The organism is Mesorhizobium loti R88b (assembly GCF_013170845.1).
In the GTDB taxonomy this organism is placed as follows: domain Bacteria; phylum Pseudomonadota; class Alphaproteobacteria; order Rhizobiales; family Rhizobiaceae; genus Mesorhizobium; species Mesorhizobium loti_B.
In genome coordinates this window covers 2,366,874-2,393,444 of record NZ_CP033367.1, presented here as the reverse complement: position 1 = coordinate 2,393,444, position 26,571 = coordinate 2,366,874, and the positions used below count along the sequence as shown (strand labels likewise).

The window sequence follows — 26,571 nt, the reverse complement described above, 5'->3', positions numbered from 1 at the left end:
GACCCCTGAACCAGACCAGATCGACCGGCAGACCATGTGCGGCATAGCCGGCGTCTGGCGCAAGCGGAACCCGATCTCGGGCGGTGATCTCGCCGACGTCAGCCGTATGATGCAGGCACTGGCGCATCGTGGCCCCGATGATCATGCGACATGGAACGACAGCCGGCTGGCGCTCGGTCACCGGCGGCTCTCGATCATCGATCTCTCGACGCAGGCGCGCGAGCCGATGCTCACCGCCTGTGGCCAGGGCGTGCTGGTCTACAATGGCGAAGTCTACAACTACCGGGCACTGCGCGCGACACTTGAGGCCGAGGGCCGGCGGTTCCGAACTGTCTCGGATGCCGAAGTGGTCCTCGAGGCCTTGCACCATTGGGGGCCTAGCAAGGCCATCCCGCTGTTCGACGGCATGTTTTCACTGGCTTATTTCGATGCACGGGCCGGCGCGCTCTGGCTCGCGCGCGACCGCCTCGGCATCAAGCCGATGTCGGTGGCCGAGACAGCCGAGCGAATCCTCTTCGCCTCCGAGGACAAGGCTATCCTTGCCTGCGACAGTCTCGCCCGCACCATCGACGCGCGCGAGATCACCTTGCGCCTTGCCTGGCAGAGCCGCGACTCCAGTTCCAGCCTGTTCGAGGGCATAGAGCGGCTGCCGCCGGCAGGTTTGTGGAAGATCTCCGACTCCGGCATCGAGAAGCGCTGCTTCTGGCATGTACTCGATGTCCTCGACGCCTCCCGCATCGTCGGCGACACCGCCACCGACGCCGAGCACATGGCGACGCTGGAGGCGTTGATCCAGGACAGCGTCGGGCTGCACTGCAACGCTGACACCAGCCTGGCCGCTGCTTGCAGCGGCGGCGTCGATTCCGGCCTCGTCACGACACTGGCGAAACGGTTCAGGCCGGATATATCGGCCTATGTCGTTGATCCGCGCCTGGGCCACAGCGAAGCCGAGGATGCCCAACGTACCGCCAACAACGCTGGTGTGACCTTGCGCAGGGTGCCAATCGACAGGGACCGGTTTCTTGAACTCTGGCCAAGAACCATCTGGCATCTGGAAAGCGATGGCTGGCATGCAAGTCATGCGTGCCTGCTGGCGCTTGCCGAGCAATGCCGTGCAGACGGCGTCAAGGTGCTGTTGACCGGTGAAGGCGCCGACGAGCTCTTTGGCGGCTATGATTGGCAGAAGGACAGCATGCGGCCATGGCGGCAATGGTCATGGCCTGGGCGCTGGTTTCACTCGAAGAGCTATCTCGCGCGCAAATTTGAACGCCAGCGCTTTGCTCCGTTCCGGACATCGGTTGCGAATGCCCATAGCTTCGATCGCAACATTGTGCTCAGGGCGCTGTCGCCGGACCTGAATTTCCTTCAGGCCAAAATCTTCGACCGGCTGGAGCCGGTCGCGTCGCTCGGCGACCGCGCCTTCCTGGGATGCTGCGTTCACGACATGTATGGGCACCTGCAGGATCTGTTGAACAGGCATGACCGGCTCAGTATGGCGGCTTCGGTGGAACTCAGGGTGCCGTTCCTCGAAAACCGGTTGATCGACTTCGCCATTCATCTGCCGAGACGTCACAAATACCGCCAGAAGCAAGGAAAATGGCTGCTGAAGAGAGTCGCGGAAAAGCACATTCCGCTTCAGAACGTGAACGCTCGCAAGAACGGCTTCCAGGTATCCGCTAATTTCACCACGGGTACCGAGGGCCTGCTGCGCGGTGGCTTGCTGCGCGACGTCATGAAATGGCCGGCAGCTTCGGTCGAAGACCTGGTCGATCTGGCAAGGCGGGACCAGCCGTCGCGGCTGCGGCTGGTCGGCATGGAGCTTTTCCTTCGCCTGCATGCCGGCGGCCAGACAACGGGCCACCTCACCGAAGCGCTGCATGCCGCCGCCCGGGACGCGGGTTAAACCATGCCCTGAGGGGTCGGCACAGCGTGGCCCTCCGCTATCCCCTTGTTGGACCATGATCTTTCGCGCATGAGGTTCGCCCTTTGCGGCGCAATGCCATAGTTTCGGCAAACGATGCGGCGAAACCGCAAGGATCAGCACGCTGTGGCAGGAACCCACCCATGATTGACGAGAAGCCGGAAAGCGAGGGCGCCTCTGCGCTGGCGCCATTCCGGCATGGCATTTTCCGCGCCGTCTGGGCCGCAAGTCTCGTCTCCAATTTTGGCGGCCTGATCCAGGGCGTCGGCGCCGCCTGGATGATGACGACGATCGCCACCTCGCCCTATCAGGTCGCGCTGGTCCAGGCCTCCACCACTCTGCCGATCATGCTGTTTGCGCTTGTCGCCGGTGCCATCGCCGACAGCTTCGACCGGCGCAAGGTGATGCTGGTCGCCCAGACCTTCATGCTGGTCGTTTCGGTGCTTCTGACCGTGTTCACCTATTACAATCTGCTCACGCCCTGGACGCTGCTGGCCTTCACCTTCCTGATCGACAGCGGCACGGCGCTCAACAGCCCGTCATGGCAGGCTTCGGTCGGCGACATGGTGCCCCGCAACAAGGTGCCGGCCGCCGTGGCGCTGAACTCCATGGGCTTCAACCTGACGCGCAGCGTCGGCCCGGCGATCGGCGGCATCATCGTCGCGGCCGCCGGTGCCGCGGCCGCCTTCGCGGCAAATGCCGTGAGCTATATCGGCCTGATCATCGTGATGGCGCGCTGGAAGCGTGACGTGCCGGTGTCGACCTTGCCGCGCGAGTCGCTGGGCGCTGCCATGGGTGCCGGCCTGCGCTATGTCGCCATGTCGCCCAACATCGGCAAGGTACTGGTCAGGGGCGCCGCCTTCGGCTTCAGCGCCGGCGCCGTGCTGGCGCTTTTGCCGCTGGTGGCGCGCGACGTCGTCAAAGGCGACGCCCTGACCTACGGCATCATGCTTGGCGCCTTCGGCATCGGCGCCGTTGGCGGCGCGCTGATCAGCGTGCGGTTGCGGCAATTGCTGTCCAGCGAGACGATGGTGCGCTGCGCCTTCGCCGGCTTCGCGCTTTGCGCCTTCAATGCCGCGATCAGCCATCACGCCTGGCAGACTTCGCTCGGCCTGCTGGTCGGCGGTGCCTGCTGGGTGATCGCGCTTTCGCATTTCAACGTCACCGTGCAGATGGCGACACCGCGCTGGGTGGTCGGCAGGGTGCTGTCGGTCTACCAGACGGCAACCTTCGGTGGCATCGCGCTCGGCAGCTGGATCTGGGGTGTCGTCGCCGATGCGCATGGCGCCGAGACAGCGCTCATTGCCGCCAGCATCACCATGCTGGCAGGCGGCGCCATCGGCCTTCTACTGCCGCTGCCGCAGCAGCAGGTGCTGAACCTCGACCCGCTCAACCGCTTCAAGGAACCGCATCTGGCGCTCGACCTGAAGCCGCGCAGTGGTCCCATCGCCATCATGATCGAATATGTGATCCGCCACGAGGACGAGGCGGAATTCCTCGCCACCATGGCCGAACGCGGCCGCATCCGCCGCCGCGACGGCGCCCGCAACTGGACGCTGGCGCGCGATCTCGAAAATCCCACAATATGGATCGAGCATTACCACACGCCGACCTGGCTCGAATATGTCAGGCACAATGGCCGCATCACCCATGCCGACGCCATGGTCGGCGACCGCTTGCGGGCGCTGCACAGCGGCGAGGAACCGCCGCGCGTGCGCCGCGTCATCGAGCGCCCGACGACCGCCGGCACAACGCTGATACCGGCCAAGGGGCCGATCGAGCATTGATGCCCGAGTTGCGAACCTACCCTTCGCCAGACAGGTCCCGGCGCGCCTTTTCGAGTTCTTCGGCATAGCGCCGCATCAAATGGCCCTCGGTCAGCAGTCCGAGCACGATGTGGTCGGTGAAATCCTCGACCACGGCCAGTTCCTCGGCGCCTGCACGCTGGAACGTCTCGGCGGCGGTTTGCACGTTCATGCTGGGCACCAGGACGGCATCCTTGTACTGCGCAAGATCGCGCACCGGCACCTCGCCGCCGGAGGGATCGCTGTGCAGTTCGGCCACGATCAGCACGCCGACATACTGATCCCCCGGATCGACGGCGATGACGCGCTGGGCGGAGCCGAGCGGGATTTGCTTGCGGAAGGCGGCCAGCGTCGTCGAGGCGTCGATGGTCGTGATGTCCTTGCGCATCATCGAGCCGACGGTGAGGCTGCGCATCCAGCCGACATCATGGGCGCTGCGGATCGTCTCGCCGCGCAGATGGAAGCGCCATGTCGAGAACGAATAGCCGAAGGTCTCGCGCACCAGGATCGCCGCCATGATCGAGGCGGCCAGCACGACGCCGGTAAGCGTCAGGTCGCGTGTCGATTCCAGCGCCAGGAAGGTCATGGTCAGCGGACCGCCGACGACGCCGACGGCCAGCGACGTCATGCCGACGACGGCGGCGACAGAGGGATCGATGCCGGTCGCCGGCGAGACCAGCGCCATCACGCCCGCGAATGCCTTGCCGAGCAGCGCGCCAAGGAACAGCGAGGCGAAGAACAGGCCGCCGCGAAAGCCCGAGCCCAGCGAGATGGCCGACGCCGCGAGCTTCAGTACGAAGACGCTGGCCACCACGGCCAGCCCGTAGTTCATGGCGAATTCGCGGTGCAGCGCGCCATGGCCGCTGGACAGGACCTGCGGCGTGATCAGCCCCAGCAGGCCAACGATGACGCCACCGATAACGGGACGCAGCGAGACATCGACCGACAATCTGTTGAAACCCCGTTCGATCAGCGTCACCAGTTGCATGATGGCGATCGAGGCCGCGCCGCCCAGCAGCCCGAGCAGCAGGAACGGCACATACTGGCTGGGGGTGAGTTGTGGCAGTCCCGAAAGCTCGAGGGGAAACGGCACGCCGCCGAACACTTCCGCCGTCAGCGAGGCCGAGATCGCGGCCGTCATGACAGGCGCGACATTAGCGACGGAGTAGATGCCGATGACCAGTTCGAAACCGTAGAAGGCGCCCGTCAGCGGGGCGTCGAAGGCAGCGGCGATGGCGCCGGCCGCACCGCAGCCGACCAGGACGCGGACATCGTTGCGGCGCAATTTGAAGACCCGCGCCAGCCGCGACGCGACGCCCGATCCGACCTGCGTGTAGCCGGCTTCGAGCCCGACAGAGGCGCCGAAGCCGCTGGAGATCATCGTCTGGCAGACGATGATGAAAGTATCCGTCAGCGACATGCGCCCGCCATAGAGCGCATTGGCCTCGATCGGGTCGACCGGCGTGCGGAACTTCCTGATCCTTAGCCAGATCACCGATATGCCGAGCAGGGCACCGCCGATCGCAGGGACCAGCGCCTGCAGCGGATTGGCAAGCGAGAACATGCCGGAAAGCCGCCCGCCCGCCTGAACGCCGAACAGCAGCCCGTGCAGATCCTGCACGATCTGGCTCATCGCGGTGACCAGTATGCCCGCCATGACGCCGACGACGCCGGCCAGGATGACCACGGCGATGCCGCGCGCCTCGAGCAGAGGAATTGACCTCAAAAGCACCGCGCGCAGCCGGCGGGCGTAGACTTGTGGTTGGTTTCTGGAAAGCACCCGAGCGGCTCGCCGATATCAAAAGGCAGTGGCAGACCCGCCTGATACGCCCGGCGGCACGGCATGACAACCACAATGGCGACATCGAAGGCGCCATTATGGCCGTGAACCTGGCCGATCCAGGGTCTCCCGTCCCCGATTAGGCGGCAAACGCCTCTGCCGTCAGTCCGGTATGGTCAAGGGCCCGCAATCGTCATCGGCGATGAAGGTCGCCAGGAGTTCGGCGGGCTCGGTGGTGCTGGCATTCTCGGCAAAGAGATGAACTGCGCCGGGCGGCTCGAACCATGTCTGTCCCTCGGTATAGACGGCGGCCGGACCGCCTTCGAGCTGCGAGCGCAGCGTGCCGTTCAGGACGAAGGCACTCACCGAGCCCGGGTGCCTGTGGCGAGGCGTAAAACCGTTTGGCGGAAACGCCACGATCACGGTGGTGATGGATTTGCCCGGCACGTTCGGCAGTTTTTCGCAGGAGATCGGCGTGACGACCGTCTTCGGCCGTGCGCCAGCAGCACCGTCCGCATCGGCGTTTGCCATCTGCATGTGCATGTCCATGCCATCAGGCACGGTGCCAATGAAACCCGGGCCGGCCTACTTTACCGCGAGCGCGAACAGAACCCCGACAGCGCTGATAGCGATAAGAGAATGGCCGGTCCGCAAACGAGCTTGATTGCCGAGCATATCGATGTCTCCGAATTCAGGCAGGCAAACGGAAATCGGCACGCCAGCCCAGTTCCTCGACCGCCTTTTGCGTCGAGACCGCAAGGTTGGGCTCCGCCACGTTGAAGGCGCCGGGCGCACCCTTGCCGAGCGCGAGCAGAGCGGCATAGGCGGCTGCATCGACATGCACCGGCGACGCGCCGGCAGCCGCGTCGGTTCCCGTTCCCGGCCCATAGAGCTGACCGTATCGCAGGACGACACCCGCGAATGGTGCGTTGAGAACGGCCTTTTCCAAGGCGATGACACCGCCGACGCTGATGCCCCGATTGCCGCTGGCGCCGCCATCCAGCGCGTCGGATTCGGCATGCGGCTGCGGACCCGGCGCATAGGCCCAGGCGATGCTTTGCGCCACCATGCGCCGGACACCGGACGAGGCGGCGGACGCGACCAGATTGCGCGTGCCCTCGTCGCGGATGCGGGCATTGCGTACGATCGCCTCGCCCATCCGGCTCGGGTCGAGGCCCGACGGCAGGTCGGTCAGTTGATGCACGACAATATCGGGCCGGACGGCTACCATCGCCCGCGACAGCGCCTCGGCATCAAAGACATCCACCACAAACGGTTCGACACCTAGGGCGAGGAGTTTCTCGGCCTTCTCCGCACTGCGCATGGCTCCCATGACTTCATGGCCAGCGGCCAGAAGTTGCGGGATCAGCCGCTGCCCGATAGCGCCCGAGGCGCCGGCGAGAAAAATCCGATAGGCCATCGTCATCGTCCTTGCTGCGCTTTAATATCAGGGTTCGAACAACATATAAGAGCTCTTACATTATGCGCAAGCCAAAATTGAGTTCGTCGATTCCCGCCCCGGGCGAAGGGAAGCGCGGCGAGGAAGGCTATCTCGGCTATCTCTTGCGGCAGGCCGCCGGCGCGCACCGGCTCAGAATGGACAGGGCGCTGGGCGATCTCGGTGTGACGCAGCCGCAATTTGTCACGCTGACCATGCTTGCAGCCTATCCCGGCCTTTCCAATGCCGATCTTGCCCGGCTGGCGCTGCTCACCCCGCAAACCCTCAGCGTCATCGTCGCCAATCTGGAGCGCGCCGGTTCGCTGGTGCGAAAGCCGCATGCCATCCACGGCCGCATCCAGCACATCGATCTCAGTGACAGCGGTCGCGCACTGCTGCGCGCCTGCCGCGAGCGCGTGCAGGCAATTGAGAGCGAGCTGACGGCGGGGCTGTCGGATACGGAAGAACGCGCTGTCCGGCGCTGGCTGGTCGGCGTCGCCACGGCCGCTACAGCGGAGCCTTGATTAGCCGCAGCCGGCCAAAGGCCATCCAGCAGCGACCGGTCAGGTCGGTGTGGGCTCGCCGGCCTCATAGAGCACAAGATTGCGCTCGCCGATGCCAAGCACCGGCCAGTTCGAGCGCCACTCGGCAATGTGCGGCGAGCGGAAATGCGCATCGAGCGCCGCCCTGTCGCGCCACACTTCGGTGACCCGGATCAGCCCGGCATCAAGCACATCCTGCGCATAGGAATATTCCAGGCAACCGGGTTCCGCGCTGCTACCCGAGATCATGCGCTCCATGACCGGCCTTGCCTCCTCCAGTTTTCCGACAGGCAGACGGATGGTGCCAACGATCAGGAGCATGGATTTTCCTTCTTGCGAGGATTCGGAACGGCCACTCTCCCACCCTCGCGCAAGCTTGGCCAGCTACCCTCGCCGGGCTGTCGCATGCTCGGCAGTCAATGGTTCGAGGACTTGAATGGCGATCAGCGAAAGCATCCAGCCCGGCGCGGTGGCCAAGAACGGCCGCGACGTCTTCTTCGCGCTCGGCATCATCATCATCCTCGCCGTGCTGTTCCTGCCGATCCCGGCCTTCCTCATCGACATCGGCCTCGCCTTCTCGATCGCGCTTTCGGTGCTGATCCTGATGGTGGCGCTGTGGATCCAGCGGCCGCTCGACTTCTCCTCGTTTCCAACCGTGCTGCTCATCGCCACCATGTTGCGGCTGTCGCTCAACATCGCCACCACGCGCATGATCCTGTCGCATGGCAATGAGGGCACGCATGCCGCCGGTTATGTCATTGCCGGCTTCTCCAAGCTGGTGATGGCCAGCGACTTCGTCATCGGCCTGATCGTCTTCATGATCCTGATCGTGGTGAACTTCATCGTCATCACCAAGGGCGCCACCCGTATCGCCGAAGTCGGCGCCCGCTTCACCCTCGACGCCATCCCCGGCAAGCAGATGTCGATCGACGCCGATCTCTCCGCCGGCATGATCGACGACAAGACCGCGCAGTTGCGCCGCCGCGAACTCGAAGAAGAATCCTCCTTCTTCGGCTCGATGGACGGTGCCTCGAAATTCGTGCGTGGCGACGCCATCGCCGGCCTCATCATCACCGCCATCAACATCGTCGGCGGCATTGCCATCGGCTACATCAGACACGGCATGGGCATGGGCGAAGCCGCCGATGTTTTCATCAAGCTGTCGGTCGGCGACGGTCTCGTCACCCAGATCCCGGCGCTCATTGTTTCGCTCGCCGCCGGCCTGCTGGTTTCCAAGGGCGGTACCCGCGGCTCGACCAACCAGGCCGTGTTCGGCCAGCTCGGCGCCCATCCGCGCGCCCTCTACGTGGCGGCGTCGCTGCTGGTGCTGCTTGGCCTGATGCCCGGCCTGCCCCTCTTCCCCTTCTTCGCGCTCGCCGCCGGCATGGCCGGCCTCGGCTACATCATCCCGCTGCGCGCCAACCGCGTCATCGCCGAAGCGGAAGCGCTCAAGAACCAGGAAAAGGCAACCAAGGTCGAAGAGGAAAAAAACTCGGTCAAGGCCTCGCTCGCTACCGCTGAGATCGAACTGCTGATCGGCAAGCAGCTTTCGACCCGGCTCCTGGTGTCGCATCAGGAACTGGTCTTCCGCATGGGCAAGATGCGCAAGAAATTCGCCCAGCAATACGGCTTCGTCGTACCGGAAGTGCGCGTCGCCGACGATTTCGCCATCCCGCCGAAGAGCTACCAGATCAAGGTGCACGGCACCGTGGTGGCCGAGTACCAGATGCGTGTCGGCGAGATCATGGTGCTGCTCGGCAGCCGCGATATTCCCCAGATACCTGGTGAGGAGATCCGCGAGCCGGCTTTCGGCATGCGCGCCTATTCCGTCATTGAAACCTTCGCCGAGGATCTGAAGCGCGAGAACTACACTTTTGCCGACAACATGTCGGTGCTGCTCACCCATCTCTCCGAGGTTATTCGCAACAACCTGCCGCAGCTTCTGTCCTACAAGGACATGAAGGCGCTGCTAGAGCGCCAGGACCAGGAATACCGCAAGCTCGCCGACGAGATCTGCACCACGCACATCTCCTACCCCGGCCTGCAGGCCGTGCTGAAGCTGCTGCTCGCCGAGCGCGTCTCGATCCGCAATTTGCATCTGATCATCGAGGCCATCGCCGAGATCGCGCCGCATGTACGCCGCACCGAGCAGATCGTCGAGCATGTCCGCATCCGCATGGCCCAGCAAATCTGCGGCGACCTCTCGGAAGGCGGCGTGCTCAAGGTGCTGCGTCTCGGCAACCGCTGGGACCTCGCCTTCCACCAGAGCCTCAAGCGCGACGCCAAGGGCGAGGTGCGCGAGTTCGACATCGATCCGCGCCAGCTCGAGGAATTCGGCCAGGACGCCACCAAGGCGATCAAGAAACATCTCGAAGCCGGCGAGCGTTTCGTCCTCGTCACAGCACCCGACGCCCGCCCCTATGTGCGAATGATCATCGAGCGCCTGTTCACCACGCTGCCGGTGCTCTCCCATGTCGAAATCGCCAAGGGCGTCGAGATCAGGGTGCTCGGGACCATATCGTGAGCGTTCTCTCGCAGAGCGTCGTCATCGCGGCGTTCCTCGCCTTCTGCCGCGTCGGCGCCTGCTTCATGCTGATGCCGGGCCTATCCAGCGCCCGCGTGCCGGTGCAGGTCAGGCTGTTCGTGGCGGTCGCCGCCACCGGCGGCCTGCTCGCTTTCCTGTGGGACAAGATCTTTCCCTTCGTCGATCCGCGGCCGCAGATCCTGGTGCCGATGATCATCTCGGAACTTCTGGTCGGTGGGCTGATCGGCGCCATGACCAGGCTCTACATGGAAGCGCTGCGCTTCATGGGCTCGGCCATCGCCATGCTGATCGGCTATGGCGGCTCGGGCGGACCGGCCATCGAAGAGCCGGAGCCGCAGGCCGCCCTTGCCGCCATCATCTCGTTCTCGGCGCTGTTGATGCTGTTCGTCTTCGATTTCGACCACGAGATCATCCGCGCTCTGGTGACGTCCTACACGGTCGCGCCGGTCAACGTCTTCTTCAACCCGCAGGCAGCACTCGTCGACATCACCGACACGGTGTCGGACACGTTCTTCCTGGTAATCCGTCTCGGCAGCCCGTTTGTCGCCTATGCCATCCTGGTCAATCTGACGATTGGCTTCGTTAACAAGCTGACCCCGCAGATCCCGATTTATTTCATCTCCCAGCCCTTCGTCATCGCCGGCGGCATGATCATCTTTTATTTCGCCATCGGCACCATGCTGTCGCTGTTCGTCGACGGCTTCGTCGACCTGACATTGGCGAGGTGACATGAGCACGCGCAAGGATCGCCTGAAGAAACTGGTCAAGGTGCAGGAACAGTTGAAGGCGCTGCACGAGACCCGCCACGCCAGTTTCCTAGCCGCGGCAAACGCCGCCGAAACCGAAGCAAGGGAATTGATCGGCCATTTCGACCTGGACAATTCGCTGTCCGGCCTGTTCCCCGATCTCTACCATCGCCGCATCGCCCAGGCGGTCGTGCGCCAGGAAGAAAACCTGGCAAGCGCCAGGCAGGAGGTCGGCCTCATCGCCACCGCGAACGCACGCACCAACATGGTCGAGCGCGCCTACAAGGATGTCCGCAACCGCGACGAACGCGAGAGTTCAGACCGTGAGCGGCTGGATTTGATCGCGCAGAAGCGGAACGAAGAGTAGCTGCGAGATCCCGTGCCCAGGCTCACTTTCGAACGGCATCGGGCTCCGTCCCATGCGGCAGGCTGTATTGGGTACGACCTGCAACCTTCGGGCTCGCATGGAAGCGTGCGCCTTTCAGCCAGAGTTTCAGCGCTTCCCAGTGAATGCCGGCGACGATCTTCAACGTCAGAAACGGAAACTTGATCAGGCACGCGCCAAGCTCCGACGTGGCAAGCGAGCGTGCACTCCCCGCAAAGGTCGCCGCCAGCAGCGGCTCGCCATTTTCCGTCTCGTGGATGCGAAGCCTGACCGTCTTGCCCGGAGGCAGAATGCGAAATTGGTAGCGTGCTTCCATGCCGATAAAGGGCGAGACGTGGAAAAGCTTTGGCTGTGTCTGCCGTACCCCGGCGGGGCCGAGTTCGCCTGGCCGGATCGGCGACACGTAAATATGCTGGCCACCGAACGTATTGCGCACAGCATAGATCAAGGCGATCAGCGCGCCGGCCTCGTCGTAGCAGAAATAGACCGAGATCGGATTGAAGACGTAACCGAAGATGCGGGGGTAGGCGAGCAGCAGCACGCGCGCCGCCGGCTTCTCGAGGCCGGCATCGGCAAGCAGCCTATCGGCGAAGGCCCGCAGGGTTTCGGCCGGGGTGCCGACGTGGTCGCTCTCATGGAAGGATGCCAGGCCGGGCCGATTGACCCCCAACAGCCATGTCATGCGGCCGAGCTCGGCAAGCCTGTCTATGTCGACCAGCAGCGAGAACACGCGATAGACAAAGCGGTGGCCGAACGGCTTCAGCCGCGCGTGCATGACTTCGCCGGGATAGAGCACGCCCGCCGCCAGCGACGGCGGACCGTTTTGCTCCAGTGTGGTGACGCGCTCCTCCATACCTGGGGAGCCTCTATTCCGCCGCCAGGAGCGCGTTGGGCAAAGCCTCCGCGCCACGCCGCCAAGGCACTTTAGCACCCAGCGCAACCGCCGCGTTCAGCCCGGAGCGCAGGCCGTCCTCATGAAAACCGTGGCCGGTCCACGCGCCGGCGAAATAGGTGCCGCGCACGCCCTGTATGTCGTCGAGACGGGCTTGCGCCGACAAGGAGCGCGCATCGTACTGGGGATGGTCGAACATCCATTCACCGAAGACCAGTTCCGGGCGCGGCTCGACGACCGGATTGAGCGACACAAACAGCGGCTTTGCGGCATCGATCCCTTGCAGGCGGTTCATCCAGTAGGTCACCGACACCTCCGGTTCGTCGCGATCACAGGAACAGCGCAGATAATTCCATGCCGCCCAGGCGGCCCGCCGCTTCGGCATCAGACGGGGGTCCCGGTGCAGGACAACCCGGTTGGGGCGATACGGTATGTCGGACAGGATCGCTTCCTCGACGCTGGATGCGTCGCCGAGCATGGCCAGCGCCTGGTCGCTATGACCGGCGATGATGACATTGTCGAAGCGCTCCGGCGCATCATTGCCGGCCCACACGGTAATGCCGAAGGCGTCGCGCACCATTGTCTTGACCGGCGACGACAGGCGCAGCGCCGATCCGAGCGGTGCCAAGAGCTTTTGCAGATAGTTCCGGGAACCGCCGCTCACCGTGCGCCACATCGGCCGCGTATCATTGTCGATCAGGCGATGGTTCTCGAAGAAGCTGATGAAGCTTGCGGCCGGATAGTCCAGCATTTTGGCGCGCGGCGTCGACCAGATCGCCGCAGCCATCGGCATGAGATAATTGTCGCGAAAGCTGGCCGAGAAACCGCGCGTGCGAAGATAATCTCCGATCGAAACATTGCCCAGCGTGCCGCTGTCGCGCTCGGCGATACATGCCTTGTTGAAGCGCAGGATTTCGCGCAGCATCCACAGGAAGCCGGGCGAAAAGACATTGCGCTTCTGGGCGAATATGGTGCGCAGCGTCGAGCCGCACCATTCGAGCTTGCCGCCGTCGAGCGAAAGCGAAAAGCCCATGTCGCTTTCATGCGTGGCAACGCCCAGATGCGAAAACAAACAAGTCAGATCCGGATAGGCCAGCTCGTTGTAGACGATGAAGCCGGTGTCGACCGAAATCGGTGTGCCGTCATAGTCGATGTCGACGGTCGCGGTATGGCCGCCCGCGCGGTGCGAAGCCTCGTAAAGGGTAACGTCAGCGCTCGGATGCAAAGCCCATGCTGCGGCAGCACCGGAAATGCCTGAACCGACGACAGCAATCTTCTTCCTGCCGTGCGAGCGGCCACGGCTGATGGGCACGAGGTTCATCGAGAATCCTTCTTGGAAATCAAGTCTGTAGGCGCAGGTAGCGCCCGGGGATGCTTGTAGATACGGGAGGATCCGGCGTGAGTTTCACTGTAGAGAGGCGGATATTTTCTCGTGAGGTGAAGGGAGTGTCAGATCGGACCGGTCGCTCGCGCCGTCAGCGCGCGCGGGACCAGTTGACCGACTTGCAAACCAGTCCGCCAACGACGCAGCCGCGCGTCACAAGACTTTGGCCGGCCACCTTGAGCTGGATCGCATAGGTCATCGAACGCTTCGTATCGTAGGCCTTGCCGCTGAGCGTATCGGCCGACTTCGGCTTCAGCGTCATCACAAGCTTGTCGCCGACGGCTTCACCGCCGCTGGTGTCCTTGATCCAGACATTGGTGGCGCAGATGTTGGAACCGCAGGGGGCGATCCTGACCTTCGCATTGCCGTCGCCGCGGTTCCATGTGCCGGAGGGGTCAGGTGCCGATGCGGCAAACGCCGATCCGCAGAACGAGACAAAAAATACGAGGCCTGTCGCCACTGCCAGTCGATACATCATTCGTCCTATCATCCGTTTTTAGAAGCTACGGACGTTGGGAAGAGCGAGTTTCGGCCGGCCGAAACTATCGCCGATAAAAACCGTTTCTGGGAACAACCGCCAACGCCACTCGGGAGCGAAAATGATCAAGACCTACGGTATCGCCTATCTGACGACGGCGGTGGTGTTCCTGTGTATCGACGCCGTCTGGCTGACGGTGATGAGCAGCCGGCTTTACAAGCCGCTGCTGGGGCCGATCCTGCTCGACAATTTCAACGTCAAGGCAGCTGTGCTTTTCTACGTCATCTATATCGCCGGCGCCGTCTACTTCGCGGTGCAGCCTGCCTTTCAGACCGGCACGTGGACGACCGCGGCAGTGAACGGCGCGGTGTTCGGCTTCTGCGCCTACGCCACCTATGATCTCACCAACCAGGCGACGCTGAAGAACTGGCCTGTCACGGTCACCATCGCCGATATCTGCTGGGGCACCGTGCTCACCGCGATCGCGGCCACAGCGGGTTTTCTCGTGTCCAGCGCCCTGTCGCGAACTGCATAGCAGCCGTCAGCGCTTGGCCGGGGCGCCAATCAGGTTCATCACGAGAAAACCGATGAAAGCGGTGAGCGTACCGGCGCTCAATGCGTTCATCTTCAGGAAGCCTGCATATTCCTCGGCCGAATAGAGATGGACGGGGGCGCCGTAGCGCGCGTGCAGGACCGTGAAGGCCAGCATGCCGACAATTGCTATGGCGATCGCAATGATGCGTTCGCGCGGTCGGAACAGCACGAAGCCGAGCAGCACGCAAGGCAACAGAAAGATCTCGACGCCGGAGGCGACGCCGAACACCTTCGCGCTGAGCACCGTGTTGCCGATTCCGACCAGGGGCAGCAAAGCACGCCCGGCACGGCCATTGATGCGGCCAACCGCCGGAACCACGAGGAAGAACGGCGTCGAAATGAATGTGTAGAAGGAAGGCGCGATGTCGGGGCCGACGGACCAGTAGACATAGAGCGGATAGAAGGGCTGGTTCCACAAAACGACAAGGGCCACCAGATTGGCGGTGGCCACGAGAGAGTCATCATGCGCGAAGTAGGCCTTCGCCGCGTTCCAGGACGCTGCCAACAGTCCCGATCGGGCCGGCGTTTCCAATCTATGCGGCCGCGCGCAGGCGATAGTGGCTGACGCCCCATTCATCGCCATTGGCATGTCCGAACAACCCGGCGGTTGCGAGAAAAAACAGGCGCCAGCGCCGGCGCCAGATCAAGGCGTCCTTGCCATAGACCTCAGCGAGGATACGGTCGACCTCGGGCAGGTTGGCGTCGAGATTGGCAAGCCACTGGTTTGCGGTGCGCTTGTAGTTGCGACCATTCCATCGCCATTCCTGCTCGACGTCGAACAGGGCCGGAAACTGCCGGATCAGATCGTGGCTCGGCATGATGCCACCGGTGAAGAAGTGCTGGGCAATCCAGTCGGACTTGTCGCGATGGTCGAAACGGTAGGACCGGCTCTTGTGGGTGAAGACATGGATGAAAAGCCGCCCCTCCCGCGTCAGCCAGGAATGCACGCGTTCGAGCAGCTTTTGCCAGTTCGACATATGCTCGAACATCTCGACCGACACGATCCTGTCGAACATGCCGTTGGGATGAAAACTGTTCATGTCGGCGGTGATGACGCGGATGTTTGCGAGGCCTTGGTCACGGGCCTGTGCTTCGATGTATGCCCTTTGCGGCGCCGAGTTGGAGACCGCGGTGATCCTGGCGGCAGGAAAACGCTGCGCCATGAACAGCGTCAGCGAACCCCAGCCGCAGCCGAGTTCGAGGATGTCCTGGCCATCGGCTAGATCGGCGTGGGCAACGGTTTCCTCCAGCGCAAGCACTTCGGCCTGCGCCAGGGTTTCATCGCCGCGACGGTAAAGGCAGGAGGAGTATTTGCGCCTCGGTCCGAGCACCAGCCCGAAGAAGGCCGGCGGCAATTCATAGTGCTGCTCGTTGGCGGCTTGCGTGTGCTCGGCAATCGGATGATCGGCCATCGCGTGAACGAACGCCTGCTCCTGAATGGCTGGGCTTTCGAGCAGATTTCGGCGGGTACGTCCGACCAGGAAGCCGATGCCCGTCCGCGTCACGGGATCGGGCAACGGGCTGCGTTCGACGGTGCGTATGGCGGATGCGATGAGGCTCATGATGCCCGACCTTTCGAGGTTTGTGCAGGGGTATGGCGGGGCGGCCCCGGCCAGAATGCATTGACGCGTGCCTGGTAGGCACGGAACGTTTCACCACGCGACTTCAGCATGTGCGCCTCGAGCGGCGGAATGCCGGACACATGAACCAGAAGCCAGTACATGAAGAGCGGACCGGACACGGCGACCCAGCCCCAGGCGTAGGCGCCGGTAAAATCCAGCGCGATCGCCACATAGGCCAGCCAGCCGAACCACTCGAAGAAATAGTTGGGATGGCGTGAAAGCCCCCAGAGCCCAACGTCGCAGACTTTTCCCTTGTTGGCCGGGTTGTCGCGAAACCGCGCAAGTTGGCGATCAGCCAGGCCTTCGCCAAGGATGGAGATCACCAGAATGGCGATCCCCAGCCAGTCGCCGATTTGCAGTTGTGGGGCCGGATTGCGGGCTGCCGCGAAGATAGAAAGTGAAAGCAGGAAGGCAGCGCCAGCCTGGATCTGCAGAAACCAGAACAGCCGGCGTGGAAAATCCTCGCCCCATTCGCTGCGCAATTGCGCGTAACGCGGATCGTCACCACCGTGCAGGGTTCTGCCAACGATATGCAGTCCAAGCCTGATCGACCAGACCGCTGCGAGCACGGCAACGATGACAGGCCTTGTCGTCGAGTGCTGCCAGCCGGACAACGGAACCAGCGCCATGGCGATGCCGGCGGCGCCCACCGCGAACGACCAGATCGCATCCACCCAGCCGGACTTGCTGCTGCGAAGGGCAATCGTCCAGGCGATCGACATGACGAGAGACAGGCAGATGCCCATACCGATAAACAAGATTGCAAACGTCACGACGTAGCCCTGCACGATCACTTTGATCTGTTGCGTGAGTTACGCTTCGGCATGGCGGCAAGTTTCCGGCATGCTCAGAGTTTTGCCGAACCAGCACGTCTATCTGTTCAGATATCGGCACCTTGTGACAAGGCAGCCCCGGCTTCATCCGGAGCAGCCTTGTCGATCTGACCGTGATTGCGCTCAAGCCTTAGGTGGAGGCGGTGCGTCATCGCCCGGGCCCGGCCCACGCGCGTCCGGTCCGAAATCACGCCAGCCATGACGCGGGCCGTGCGGATGTGGCGGGCGCAGCTCATCGACGCGGCCGTCGCCATGGATCACCATCCCGGCATGAACGAAGCCGTCGTCGAAGCGACCTTGCACCGTCACCTCCTCATTCTGCGCCACAAGTGCTGCGTTGCTGCCTCCAGGCCCAACGTCGACCAGTGTTCGGCCTGTGCTGTCCGCAATAATGAACTTGTTGCCGAATATCTCGGCGACTTTGCCCTTGACCGCGACGAGGCTGTCATCGGCCATTGCGTTGATCGCGACGGGCGGAAGCAGCGCTTGACGTTCATCGTGGTGCGATACCTTCATGGCGACGGCACCCGCCACAGCGCCAACCAGAAGCATACCCACCAGCGCCGAGCCGCCGATGATTCTAGCACCGAGCCGGCGCTTGGACGGTCGGGTGGTTTCAACACCGCTGGTTTCCGTTGGGCTTGCGGGTCCAATATTGTCTTGGTTCGACATTCCTAAAAATCCTTTTGTGCGTTGTAGACACCGCATTTCTAGCCGAGCAGGTCGAACCGAAACTGAACGGAGCCGTTCAGGTTGAGTTAAGCTGGAGCGCCTATCCGGCACGTCAGAAGGGATACGGTCCAACACATGCGCATCCTGCTCATAGAAGACGACAAGACGCTTTCCGACGGTATCGCCAAGGCGCTCCGATCGGAGAACTTTGCTGTCGATGTGGCGCGCAACGGCGAAGACGGTATGCATCTTGGTGACACGGAAGCATATGACGCGGCCGTACTCGACCTTGGTCTGCCCAAAGTCGACGGAATCAGTGTGCTTACGTCATGGCGCAAGGCGAACCGCACGATGCCGGTCCTGATCCTCACCGCACGCGATGGATGGTCGCAAAAGGTCGAAGGCTTCAAGGCCGGTGCCGACGACTATATGACCAAACCATTCCGGATCGAGGAGCTTGTCATTCGGTTGCGAGCCCTTGTGCGACGCGCGGCAGGCCATGCAGCCCCGCAAATCAGCTGCGGCCCACTCAGCTTTGACGCTCAGCTCGGGACGTTTGAAAAGGACGGGCTGCCGCTCAAGCTTACAGCGCTGGAATGGCGTGTCCTGCAATGTCTCATCCTGCGCAAGGATATGACAATCGATCGGTCCAACCTTGTCGAGCGTGTCTATGAAGGTGATGCCGACGTCGATTCGAACTCGATCGAAGTCATCATTGCCAGGCTCCGCCGAAAGATTGGGCATGACATGATCGCGACGGAGCGTGGCCGGGGCTATCGCCTGGTATCGGCGCCATGAACCCGCTTGGTCGCTTTCGGCGATTGGCACCGAAATCCATTGCGGCGCGGCTGGCGTTGGGATCAGCCGTCCTGGTTATGGCGGCTTTGATCGCCACGGGCATCAGCACGGGGATCGTCCTTTCGCGGTTCATCCGCGACCAGATCGACCAGCGCCTCGATACGCAAATCGGTGCGGTGACGAGTGCGCTGGACAAGCCATCATTGCCCGATCTCCTGGCGCTGAACGATCCGCCGCCATTCGACCGGCCTGGTGCCGGCTGGTACTGGACGGCAACGGTCGATGGCCACACCTATCGTTCGGCCTCGCTTAATGGCGGCGATATCATCAACCGTGGTTCAGACCACTGGTGGGGTGGATGGCATGACGGGCCGCCCGACGCTAACGAGCGCCCTCGCCCGTTCAACGGGGTCGGCCCACGAGGCGAGCCGCTTTATCTGCGCGTTCAGGTCGTGCCGATGAACGGTACATGGATAACAATTACGGCTTCCGCACCCGCCCATGCGCTGGTGCGGCCACTTCGTGATGCGCTGGCACCCGTCATTTTGGCGATGCTGGTACTGGGGATGCTGCTCGCGGCTGCAAGCGTCTTGCAGATGCGACTGGGTCTTCGGCCCCTCAAGCGCGTGACGAAAGGCCTGGAGGATGTTCGCGCAGGCCGCGCCACCCACATCGAAGGCAGCCAACCCAGGGAATTGAGTGGGTTGGTGAATGAGCTGAACTCACTGATCAAGCAAAACGCCGAAGGCATGAGGCGTGCCCGCGGTCACGTCTCGAACCTTGGCCACGCGCTTAACACGCCACTCGCGGCCCTATCGTTGTCTCTCGCCGGCAGCAGGAACGGACGCGATACCGAGCGACTGAGGCTTGTTGGCGAGATGCAGGAGCGCATTAGGCATCACCTTGGGCGAGCGCGCGCTGCGGCCCTGAATGGACCCGCCAACCTCAGCACCGCGATCAGGCCGCGCATTCTGGACCTGAATATTGTTCTGTCAAAAATCAACGCTGAGCGCGGGTTGAGCGTTGCGGTCGATGTGCCCGAGACCCTTGCCGCCGCCTGCGAACCGCAGGATCTGGATGAGATGCTCGGCAACATACTGGACAACGCCTTCAAATGGGCTGCGAGCACAATCTCCATCAGAGGTCGCAATGACGGCACCCAAGTCTTGATAGAGGTCGCCGACGACGGTCCTGGCATAAGCGTAGAGAAAATCCAGGACGTTCTGCAGGCCGGCAAGAAGCTCGACGAGAGCGTCGTCGGTCACGGGTTTGGCCTGTCGATCACCAGGGAACTCGCAGAGCTGTACGGCGGAGACCTCAATCTTGGCAAAGCTGCGCCAGGCGGACTGAAGGTCGTCGTTCGACTGCCAAGCCCGGTAGCGTCATGAGTAGGCTCCCGTCTCGAGCTTTCTCTCCCCCGCAAGCCTGCCACAAGCTTGTTGAGGCATGGTCTGGCTAGGGAACCCCCGGCAAAAGGCGGACTTTCTTGGCGATTTCTCCACCCAGCGACATCGTAATGGATGTCGCCCGAGCTGCCGATCCGATGGACATCGAGGCTGCCCGTGCCGCGCTGACCAAGCGCGCGAATGGGGCCGCTGGTGGCTTTTCGGTCGACACTGCGGCGTCCGTCGATGCCGGCTCGATCCTGTCGCGCGCCACGGCTGACAAGGCGGCGGCGACAGCCGATCCGGCCAAGAAATTCAAGAAGTTCGAGGCGATGGTCTTGCAGACCTTCATCCAGAACATGCTGCCCAAGGACACCGAAGGCGTCTACGGCACCGGTCTCGCCGGCGACATGTGGAAATCGCAGCTGGCCGAGCGCGTCGCCGACGTCATGGCCGAGCGCGGCGGCATCGGCATCGCCAAATCGATGCTCGCCGACCACTATATGGACGGCAAGCGCAAGGTGCCGATCGGCCCGATTTCAAACGGACCGGAAAAGACAGAGGTCGATCAGCAAACCCGTCTGTCCACCTCGCTCGTCCAGGAGCTGCAGCGCAAGGCCGCCAGGTCGATGACCGGTGACGAGACAACCATAAAAACAGACATCAAGATCTAAACTGGGAAACGCCATGGCCGACAATTCGGAATTCACACCCAACCTGCCGGCACGCACGACGGAATCGGAAACACCGATCCAGTTCGCGCGGCCGGGCAACCTCGCCGCCATCATCGGCCGCATCGAGGAGGTGGTCGAGGAAGAGACCGCCGGGATCCGCAACGACACCAGCTACGACCTCAAGGCGTCGAACGCCCGCAAGAGCAGGTATCTCTATGAATTGAACCGCGCCATGAAGGGCGGTGCCGAAGCCGAGTTCGTCGAGCAGCACCGCGAAGGCCTGACCCGGCTGCGCCAGAAGCTGGCGAAGAACGAGGCTGCCATCCTGGCGCATCTGAGCGCCGTCAATGAAGTCGCCAATCTGCTGCGCAGCGCCATCCAGCGCGCCGAAACCGACGGCACCTACTCCGCCGGCGAGTTCGGCCGGGCGCAAGGCTAGCCGCAGATGATCCAACGCTCGATATCTCTGTGATCAAGGTCATCGCCATCGCGATCTGGGTCTGCGCCGCCACGCTAGGCGCGGTCTTCTATTCATTCCAGGCCGCAGGCGAACGCGGTGTCGGCGAGAAACCCAAGCCGATGCTGGGTGGGCTGGATTACGTCAAGACCGATATCATTTCGGTGCCTCTGATCCGCGATTCCGGGATCAACGGCTACTTCCTGGCCAAGCTGGTCTACACCGTCGAGCCGGAGCAGATAAAGAAACTGTCGATCCCGGCCGAGGCGCTGATCACCGATCAGGTCTACACCTATCTCTATTCCAATCCCCAGATCGACTTCAGCAAGAAGGGGGCGATCGACCTCGATGCCTTTCGCGCCGCGATCCGCGACACCATTAACACCCGCGTCGGCGCAACCCTTGTGCATGAGGTTCTGGTCGACCAGATCAATTTCCTGAGCAAGGACGAGATCCGCGACAACTGGTTGCGCCGCCGGCAGGATTCCAGCCCGAAGGCGCCCGAGACGCCTGAGACGGCAAAGCCAGTCAGCGCGCATTGAACCAACCCGCACCCACCCGGCACCGGTGATCCCGCAGGTCGCCCCGGTGCGACGATAGGAACCAGCTTCCAGGATTCGCGTTGACGTAAACGTCAACCCAAAGCTATATGCGGAAGCGACCGTGATCGCCATGCGGCATGGGCTTCGACAGGATCGAAGCGCCGTAGCCCGCCGGATATAATAACCAGAAGATGCAACAAACCAGGAGAACAGCGTGAGCGTTCAGGAGATTGCCGAGAAGATCAAGTCGCGTGTGGCCAGCAGCGGTTTCGATCGTTCCGTGAAATTCGACACCGGCAGCGACGGCGTCATCGTCATCGACGGCGCAAGCGTCTCGAATACCGACGCCCCCACCGACTGCACCATCAAGCTTTCGCTCGACGATCTCGACTCGCTGATCGCTGGCGACCTGAACCCGACGATGGCGTTCATGACCGGCAAGATCAAAGTCGAAGGCGACATGACGGTGGCCATGGCGCTCAGCCAGTTGATCGGCTGAGCAGCCCGCCCGGATGTTACAAAAAACGCCGCTTTTTCGGGGCGGCGTTTTCATTTGAACGGCAATAGGGGTTTCAGGCGGCCAGCGTACGCGCCTGTGTCTTCAGCTTGCGGCCTGAAGCCTTCAACGTGCCGTGCACGCCATCAAGCGCGCCGTCCACCAGTTCCAGCGCCAGCAGGCGGTGCCGCTCATATGGCCCCGGCATGGCCAGCGAACCGGTCATGGCGGCCGAGAAGCCGAAGCGGCCGTAATAGGGCGCATCGCCAACCAGCAGGATGGCCGCGTGACCGAGACGCGCGGCTTCCGAGATGGCGTAGCGCATCAGCGCCGAGCCGATGCCTGCATTCTTGAGCGACGGATCGACGGCAAGCGGGCCAAGCAGCAGCGCTGCCGGGCCGCCCTCGCCCAGCCTGACGTCCCAGAGCCGCACCGTGCCGGCCACGCCACCCGATGCATCGCGTGCGACAAAGGCCAGGCCTTCCGAGGGCCGGCGGCCACGCCGCAGCTTCTCCGACGATTTGGTCTTGCGCTTCGGCCCCATGGCACGATCGAGCAAGGCTTCGCGCGCCGTGACGTCGGCAACGGTTTCGGCGACCATCATGAAGGCCGGCGCCTGAGCTACGATTTCAACTGACATTTCCATTTCCGCGATCCTTCACGAGCGGAGCTTGTTCCACAGGCGAGCCCAAGTGGGCGACTGACGCCCACCTGGGATGATCTGATCGGTTCTTTCGAACCGTCAGATCACGTAGGATCGCAGAGGCTCGAAGCCGTTGAACGCGACCGCCGAGTAGGTGGTCGTGTAGGCGCCGGTGCCTTCGATCAGCACCTCGTCGCCGATGGTCAGCGACAAGGGCAGCGGATATGGCGTCTTCTCGTACATCACATCGGCCGAATCGCAGGTCGGGCCGGCGAGCACGCAAGGCGCGGTCTCTGTGCCGTCATGGCGGGTGACGAGCGGATAGCGGATCGCCTCGTCCATCGTCTCGGCCAGGCCGCCGAACTTGCCGATGTCGAGGAACACCCAGCGCACATTGTCGTTGGCGGCCTTCTTCGAGATCAGCACGACTTCCGACTTGATAACGCCGGCATTGCCGACCATGCCACGACCCGGCTCGATGATGGTTTCCGGAATGGCATTGCCGAAATGCTTGCGCAGCGCCGAGAAGATCGCCTGGCCATAGGCCTGCGCCGCTGGCACATCGCGCAGGTAGCGCGTCGGGAAACCGCCGCCCATATTGACCATCTTCAAGACGATGCCTTCGTCGGCCAGCGTCGAAAACACCTTCTTGGCGTCGGCCAGCGCACGGTCCCAAGCGGTCAGGTCGGTCTGCTGCGAGCCGACATGGAACGACACGCCATAGGCATCGAGGCCGAGGCCCTTGGCATGGCGCAGCACGTCGACGGCCATGTCAGGCACGCAGCCGAACTTGCGCGACAGCGGCCATTCGGCGCCTTCACCGTCGGTCAGCACGCGGCAGAACACACGCGCACCGGGAGCGACGCGGGCGATCTTGTCGACCTCTTCGACGCAATCGACCGCGAACAGCCGGATGCCGAGCTGGTAGGCGCGTGCGATGTCACGCTCCTTCTTGATGGTGTTGCCGAAGGAGATGCGGTCCGCCGGCGCACCGGCGTCCATCGCCATCTCGACTTCGGCAACGGAAGCGGTGTCGAAGGACGAGCCCATCGCAGCAAGCAGGCGCAGGATTTCCGGCGCCGGGTTTGCTTTCACCGCATAGTAGATCTTGGAATCGGGCAGCGCCTTCTCGAAGGCGCGGAAATTGTCGCGCACGACATCGAGGTCGACGACGAGGCAGGGGCCGGACGGACGTCGGGTGGCGAGGAAGTCGAGGATGCGCTGTGTAGCCATCGGAATTCTCCAACACGCCTTTCGGCGCGCACAAGGGTGCGTACGCGGGCTGTCGGCCTCGCGAACACGCGGTCAAACAAAGGCGGGACGGAAATCCATGGAACCAGCCGGTGGAGACCCCGGAACCATGAAGCGCCGTCTCGCGGCGATGAACCTTGGCCTTGCCCGGCTTCGGTTCGCTTTGTCTGCCTTGGCTTGGATTGGGAGAACCCCGTTCCGCACTGCCGGCAATGAAGGTGTGCCTCTTTAGTAACCCCGGTCTTTGGACAACCGGAAGAGAACCAGAAAGGCCCGCACCGTCGTTGCTTCAAGGTGTCCTCGGGCTGGCGGTTGGCCGCTAGACCGACTGGAGGGGTTGGCTCCAGTTACCTTACCGATTTCCCTCACCATTCGAGGATCGGCGGACACCCACAGGCACGTGCGACTTTGGGCAAGCGCGATATATGGCTGGTTGCCGTCACAATCAATAAAAATCGTATCTCCGGTTGTAAAATTTCTGGCATCGAACAATGTAGGCGTAACCGTATCCGGATATCGAACGATGACAGGCACGCACGGCCCCTTCAATGCCTTTCTCGATCTTCGCCAGATGCCGGTGGCCCATGCCGAGCTCGGCCCGCTCGCCGGCCTGCGCCTGGCCGTCAAGGACATCTATGACGTTGCCGGCTACCGCACCGGCTGCGGCAATTTGCAGAAATTCGCCGAAAGCCATGCCGCCTCGCGTACCGCACCGGCCGTGCAGATGATTCTCGATGCCGGCGCGCGCTTCATCGGCAAGACACAGACCGACGAGCTTGCCTTCGCGCTGTTCGGCCAGAACGCGCATTTTCCATTTCCGGTGAACCCGGCAGCACCCGACCGCGTCACCGGCGGCTCGTCTTCCGGATCCGCGGCGGCGGTCGCGGGCCGATTGGCCCATATCGCCACCGGCTCCGACACCGGCGGCTCGATCCGCGCGCCGGCGAGTTTTTGCGGGTTGATCGGGCTGCGCACCACGCATGGCCGTATTTCCCTTGATGGCGTCATGAAGCTGGCGCCGAGCTTCGACACGTTCGGCTGGTTCGCCGACGACATCGAGACCTACGAGACCGTCGGCAAGCTGCTGCTTGGCCGCGACCCGCATCACCACCCGTTGGACCGCCCGCTGACGCTCGGCTGGCTGGACGAGATGGTCGCCCGTCCGGCGCTCGCCGAATATGCCGGGATGAAGGCCCTGGCAAGCACGGTTTTCGGCGCGCCGGCGATACCGACGACACGCTTAAGTTCGACACCTGATGAACTCTACTGGTGCTTTCGCCGGCTGCAGGCCAGGGAAGCCTGGGCCGTGCATGGCGAATGGATCACCACTGGCGAGCGCGACCTTGGCCCCGGCGTCGAGGAGCGTTTCGGCTTTGGCCGTGCCGTCGATGACCGCACGGCGCAGGCCGAGAAAGTACGCAGGCTGACCTTTCGCGGCGAACTCGGCGCCCTGCTCGGCAAAGACGGCTTCCTTGTCCTGCCGACGGTGCCGGGCCCGGCGCCCTATGTCGACTCGACGCCGGAGCAGTTCCAGGCCTATCGCGAACGGGCCCTGCACCTCCTGTGCCTGGCCGGGCTCTCCGGCTTTCCACAGATCACCTTGCCCATCGGTTCGGTCGCCGGCGCACCGTTCGGCCTGTCGCTGCTTGGCCCTTCCGGCAGCGACATTGCCCTGATACGGCTCGGCCGAAAACTTCTCGACGCAGCAAAGGCCTGAACCATGGACACACTGACCCGCATGCGCGCCTTCATCGACGTCGTCGAGGCCGAGGGCTTTTCGGCGGCGGCGCGCAAGATCGGCCGCTCCAAGGCGCTGCTGTCAAAGTATGTGCGCGAACTGGAGGACGAACTCGGCGCGCTGCTGCTCAACCGCACCACGCGGCAATTCTCGATGACCGAGGCCGGCCACACCTATTACCGCCGCGCCTCGGAGATCGTGCGCGAGGTCGACAGCCTGGCCGATGCCGTGCGCGAATCCTCCGGCGACGTGCGCGGCCGGATCAAGCTGTCGGCGCCACGCACCTTTGCCGACGCGCCGATCGGCCAGTCGCTGATCGACTTCGCCAAGCAATATCCAGACATCGTGCTCGACATCCAGCTCGACGACCGCTTCGTCGATCTGGTCGAGGAAGGCTTCGACCTCGCCGTGCGCATCTCGCGGCTGGAGAATTCGTCGCTGATCGCCAGGCGGCTGGCGCCATTCTCGATCAAGCTTTGCGCTTCTCCCGAACTGATCGCCAAGCACGGCATGCCGACGCGGCCGCAGGATCTCGGCCACATGCCCTGCATCGTCGACACGAATGGCCGCGGGCTGAACAACTGGGCATTCAAGGGCGACAACAACGATCAGTTGAGCGTCGCCGTGTCGGGTCCGATCGAGGTCAACAGCCCGATGGCGGCGCGCGCTGCTGCCGTCTCGGGACTCGGATTTTGCATCCTGCCGGACTTCATCGCCTCGCCCGATCTCAAGAGCGGTGCGCTGGTGACGGCGCTCGACGACCGCATCCTGTCCGGCGGCGGCATCTTCGCCGTCTACCCGCACCGCCGCTATCTGCCGGCCAAGGTCCGTGTTTTCGTCGACTTCCTGGTGCAGTGGTTCAGGACGCGCGAGGTCGCTTGACCTGTTCCAACCATGTCCCGGTCCCAATTTCGCCCCCTTTCTGGTAACTCTCGACACTCTCTCCGAGG

28 protein-coding genes are annotated in these 26,571 nt (G+C 63.2%); 15 read left to right on the top strand and 13 right to left on the bottom strand.

All coding sequences use genetic code 11. From position 1 onward, the window contains the following. The first annotated feature begins 34 nt into the window (after positions 1 to 34). Together asnB and EB235_RS11630 are read left to right on the top strand one after the other, a co-directional pair. Positions 35 to 1,903, top strand: a complete 1,869-nt coding sequence (gene asnB / locus EB235_RS11635) for an asparagine synthase (glutamine-hydrolyzing) (protein WP_027030838.1) — start codon at positions 35 to 37, stop codon at positions 1,901 to 1,903. Positions 1,904 to 2,064: 161 nt separating this feature from the next. After that, positions 2,065 to 3,708, top strand: coding sequence for an MFS transporter (locus tag EB235_RS11630; protein ID WP_027030839.1), 1,644 nt, complete (start codon positions 2,065 to 2,067; stop codon positions 3,706 to 3,708). Positions 3,709 to 3,724: 16 nt separating this feature from the next. On the opposite strand, the gene EB235_RS11625 is transcribed toward EB235_RS11630, so the two are convergent. The 3 genes from EB235_RS11625 to EB235_RS11615 form a co-directional block, all read right to left on the bottom strand. Continuing rightward, the gene (locus EB235_RS11625; RefSeq protein WP_027030840.1) at positions 3,725 to 5,506 is read right to left on the bottom strand and encodes a chloride channel protein; all 1,782 of its coding nucleotides are present in this window, start codon (positions 5,504 to 5,506) and stop codon (positions 3,725 to 3,727) included. A gap of 162 nt (positions 5,507 to 5,668) precedes the next feature. Beyond that, complete coding sequence (locus EB235_RS11620) at positions 5,669 to 6,043, bottom strand: cupin domain-containing protein (protein ID WP_208603630.1); 375 nt, start codon at positions 6,041 to 6,043, stop codon at positions 5,669 to 5,671. Between the two features lie 154 nt (positions 6,044 to 6,197). Continuing rightward, positions 6,198 to 6,926: an NAD-dependent epimerase/dehydratase family protein gene (locus tag EB235_RS11615; protein WP_027030841.1), complete on the bottom strand. Its 729-nt coding sequence runs from the start codon at positions 6,924 to 6,926 to the stop codon at positions 6,198 to 6,200. A 62-nt stretch (positions 6,927 to 6,988) separates the two neighbouring features. On the opposite strand from EB235_RS11615, the gene EB235_RS11610 reads away from it, so the two are divergent. Then, positions 6,989 to 7,468: a MarR family winged helix-turn-helix transcriptional regulator gene (locus tag EB235_RS11610; protein ID WP_027030842.1), complete on the top strand. Its 480-nt coding sequence runs from the start codon at positions 6,989 to 6,991 to the stop codon at positions 7,466 to 7,468. Positions 7,469 to 7,507: 39 nt separating this feature from the next. On the opposite strand, the gene EB235_RS11605 is transcribed toward EB235_RS11610, so the two are convergent. Further along, entirely contained in the window at positions 7,508 to 7,807 is a 300-nt protein-coding gene (locus EB235_RS11605; RefSeq protein ID WP_027030843.1) for a putative quinol monooxygenase, read from the bottom strand. A 115-nt stretch (positions 7,808 to 7,922) separates the two neighbouring features. On the opposite strand from EB235_RS11605, the gene flhA reads away from it, so the two are divergent. The 3 genes from flhA to EB235_RS11590 are packed head-to-tail and all read left to right on the top strand — an operon-like array spanning position 7,923 to position 11,144. Then, positions 7,923 to 10,010 (top strand): flagellar biosynthesis protein FlhA, encoded by a 2,088-nt coding sequence (gene flhA / locus EB235_RS11600; protein WP_027030844.1) that lies wholly within the window; start codon positions 7,923 to 7,925, stop codon positions 10,008 to 10,010. Beyond that, positions 10,007 to 10,759, top strand: coding sequence for a flagellar biosynthetic protein FliR (gene fliR, locus EB235_RS11595; RefSeq protein ID WP_027030845.1), 753 nt, complete (start codon positions 10,007 to 10,009; stop codon positions 10,757 to 10,759). Before flhA ends, fliR begins: the two co-directional genes overlap by 4 nt. Before the next feature lies 1 nt (position 10,760). Continuing rightward, positions 10,761 to 11,144, top strand: a complete 384-nt coding sequence (locus tag EB235_RS11590) for a hypothetical protein (RefSeq protein WP_027030846.1) — start codon at positions 10,761 to 10,763, stop codon at positions 11,142 to 11,144. Between the two features lie 22 nt (positions 11,145 to 11,166). Here the strand turns inward: EB235_RS11590 and EB235_RS11585 are convergent, their stop codons facing one another. The 3 genes from EB235_RS11585 to EB235_RS11575 form a co-directional block, all read right to left on the bottom strand. Continuing rightward, positions 11,167 to 12,015, bottom strand: coding sequence for a DUF1365 domain-containing protein (locus EB235_RS11585; RefSeq protein WP_051429671.1), 849 nt, complete (start codon positions 12,013 to 12,015; stop codon positions 11,167 to 11,169). A 13-nt stretch (positions 12,016 to 12,028) separates the two neighbouring features. Then, complete coding sequence (locus EB235_RS11580; protein WP_051429672.1) at positions 12,029 to 13,375, bottom strand: NAD(P)/FAD-dependent oxidoreductase; 1,347 nt, start codon at positions 13,373 to 13,375, stop codon at positions 12,029 to 12,031. A 154-nt stretch (positions 13,376 to 13,529) separates the two neighbouring features. Next, positions 13,530 to 13,916 (bottom strand): DUF2147 domain-containing protein, encoded by a 387-nt coding sequence (locus tag EB235_RS11575; RefSeq protein ID WP_032925537.1) that lies wholly within the window; start codon positions 13,914 to 13,916, stop codon positions 13,530 to 13,532. 124 nt (positions 13,917 to 14,040) lie between these two features. Here EB235_RS11575 and EB235_RS11570 point away from each other — a divergent pair, with 124 nt between their 5' ends. Continuing rightward, on the top strand, positions 14,041 to 14,451 hold the full coding sequence (locus EB235_RS11570) for a DUF2177 family protein (protein WP_027030849.1): 411 nt from the start codon (positions 14,041 to 14,043) through the stop codon (positions 14,449 to 14,451). A gap of 6 nt (positions 14,452 to 14,457) precedes the next feature. On the opposite strand, the gene EB235_RS11565 is transcribed toward EB235_RS11570, so the two are convergent. The 4 genes from EB235_RS11565 to EB235_RS11550 all read right to left on the bottom strand — a co-directional run bounded on the left by EB235_RS11565 (position 14,458) and on the right by EB235_RS11550 (position 17,637). Continuing rightward, entirely contained in the window at positions 14,458 to 15,015 is a 558-nt protein-coding gene (locus EB235_RS11565; protein WP_245268822.1) for a hypothetical protein, read from the bottom strand. Between the two features lie 28 nt (positions 15,016 to 15,043). Continuing rightward, positions 15,044 to 16,072 carry an SAM-dependent methyltransferase gene (locus tag EB235_RS11560; RefSeq protein WP_027030851.1) on the bottom strand — a complete coding sequence of 343 codons (1,029 nt, stop codon included), beginning with the start codon at positions 16,070 to 16,072 and terminating at the stop codon, positions 15,044 to 15,046. After that, positions 16,069 to 16,905: a DUF1295 domain-containing protein gene (locus tag EB235_RS11555; RefSeq protein WP_027030852.1), complete on the bottom strand. Its 837-nt coding sequence runs from the start codon at positions 16,903 to 16,905 to the stop codon at positions 16,069 to 16,071. Before EB235_RS11555 ends, EB235_RS11560 begins: the two co-directional genes overlap by 4 nt. Positions 16,906 to 17,088: 183 nt before the next feature. Next, positions 17,089 to 17,637 carry a hypothetical protein gene (locus tag EB235_RS11550; protein WP_051429673.1) on the bottom strand — a complete coding sequence of 183 codons (549 nt, stop codon included), beginning with the start codon at positions 17,635 to 17,637 and terminating at the stop codon, positions 17,089 to 17,091. Positions 17,638 to 17,772: 135 nt separating this feature from the next. Here EB235_RS11550 and EB235_RS11545 point away from each other — a divergent pair, with 135 nt between their 5' ends. From EB235_RS11545 to EB235_RS11520, 6 genes are all read left to right on the top strand, one after another. Continuing rightward, on the top strand, positions 17,773 to 18,435 hold the full coding sequence (locus tag EB235_RS11545) for a response regulator (protein ID WP_027030853.1): 663 nt from the start codon (positions 17,773 to 17,775) through the stop codon (positions 18,433 to 18,435). Further along, positions 18,432 to 19,823 (top strand): ATP-binding protein, encoded by a 1,392-nt coding sequence (locus EB235_RS11540; RefSeq protein WP_051429674.1) that lies wholly within the window; start codon positions 18,432 to 18,434, stop codon positions 19,821 to 19,823. Before EB235_RS11545 ends, EB235_RS11540 begins: the two co-directional genes overlap by 4 nt. Before the next feature lie 128 nt (positions 19,824 to 19,951). Then, positions 19,952 to 20,494, top strand: coding sequence for a rod-binding protein (locus EB235_RS11535; RefSeq protein ID WP_080680820.1), 543 nt, complete (start codon positions 19,952 to 19,954; stop codon positions 20,492 to 20,494). Between the two features lie 13 nt (positions 20,495 to 20,507). Beyond that, a complete protein-coding gene (locus tag EB235_RS11530; protein ID WP_027030856.1) occupies positions 20,508 to 20,933 on the top strand; it encodes a hypothetical protein in 426 nt (141 codons plus the stop codon). Between the two features lie 29 nt (positions 20,934 to 20,962). Then, the gene (locus EB235_RS11525) at positions 20,963 to 21,493 is read left to right on the top strand and encodes a hypothetical protein (protein ID WP_032925539.1); all 531 of its coding nucleotides are present in this window, start codon (positions 20,963 to 20,965) and stop codon (positions 21,491 to 21,493) included. A gap of 214 nt (positions 21,494 to 21,707) precedes the next feature. Beyond that, positions 21,708 to 21,992, top strand: coding sequence for an SCP2 sterol-binding domain-containing protein (locus tag EB235_RS11520; RefSeq protein ID WP_027030857.1), 285 nt, complete (start codon positions 21,708 to 21,710; stop codon positions 21,990 to 21,992). Between the two features lie 73 nt (positions 21,993 to 22,065). Here EB235_RS11520 and EB235_RS11515 read toward each other — a convergent pair whose 3' ends face one another. Both EB235_RS11515 and odc2 read right to left on the bottom strand, forming a co-directional pair. Then, positions 22,066 to 22,635, bottom strand: coding sequence for a GNAT family N-acetyltransferase (locus EB235_RS11515; RefSeq protein WP_027030858.1), 570 nt, complete (start codon positions 22,633 to 22,635; stop codon positions 22,066 to 22,068). A gap of 96 nt (positions 22,636 to 22,731) precedes the next feature. Further along, positions 22,732 to 23,865, bottom strand: coding sequence for an ornithine/lysine decarboxylase (odc2, locus tag EB235_RS11510; RefSeq protein ID WP_027030859.1), 1,134 nt, complete (start codon positions 23,863 to 23,865; stop codon positions 22,732 to 22,734). A 541-nt stretch (positions 23,866 to 24,406) separates the two neighbouring features. On the opposite strand from odc2, the gene EB235_RS11505 reads away from it, so the two are divergent. Further along, positions 24,407 to 25,600: an amidase gene (locus EB235_RS11505; protein ID WP_027030860.1), complete on the top strand. Its 1,194-nt coding sequence runs from the start codon at positions 24,407 to 24,409 to the stop codon at positions 25,598 to 25,600. 3 nt (positions 25,601 to 25,603) lie between these two features. Further along, positions 25,604 to 26,503, top strand: a complete 900-nt coding sequence (locus EB235_RS11500; RefSeq protein ID WP_027030861.1) for a LysR family transcriptional regulator — start codon at positions 25,604 to 25,606, stop codon at positions 26,501 to 26,503. Positions 26,504 to 26,571 lie beyond the last annotated feature (68 nt).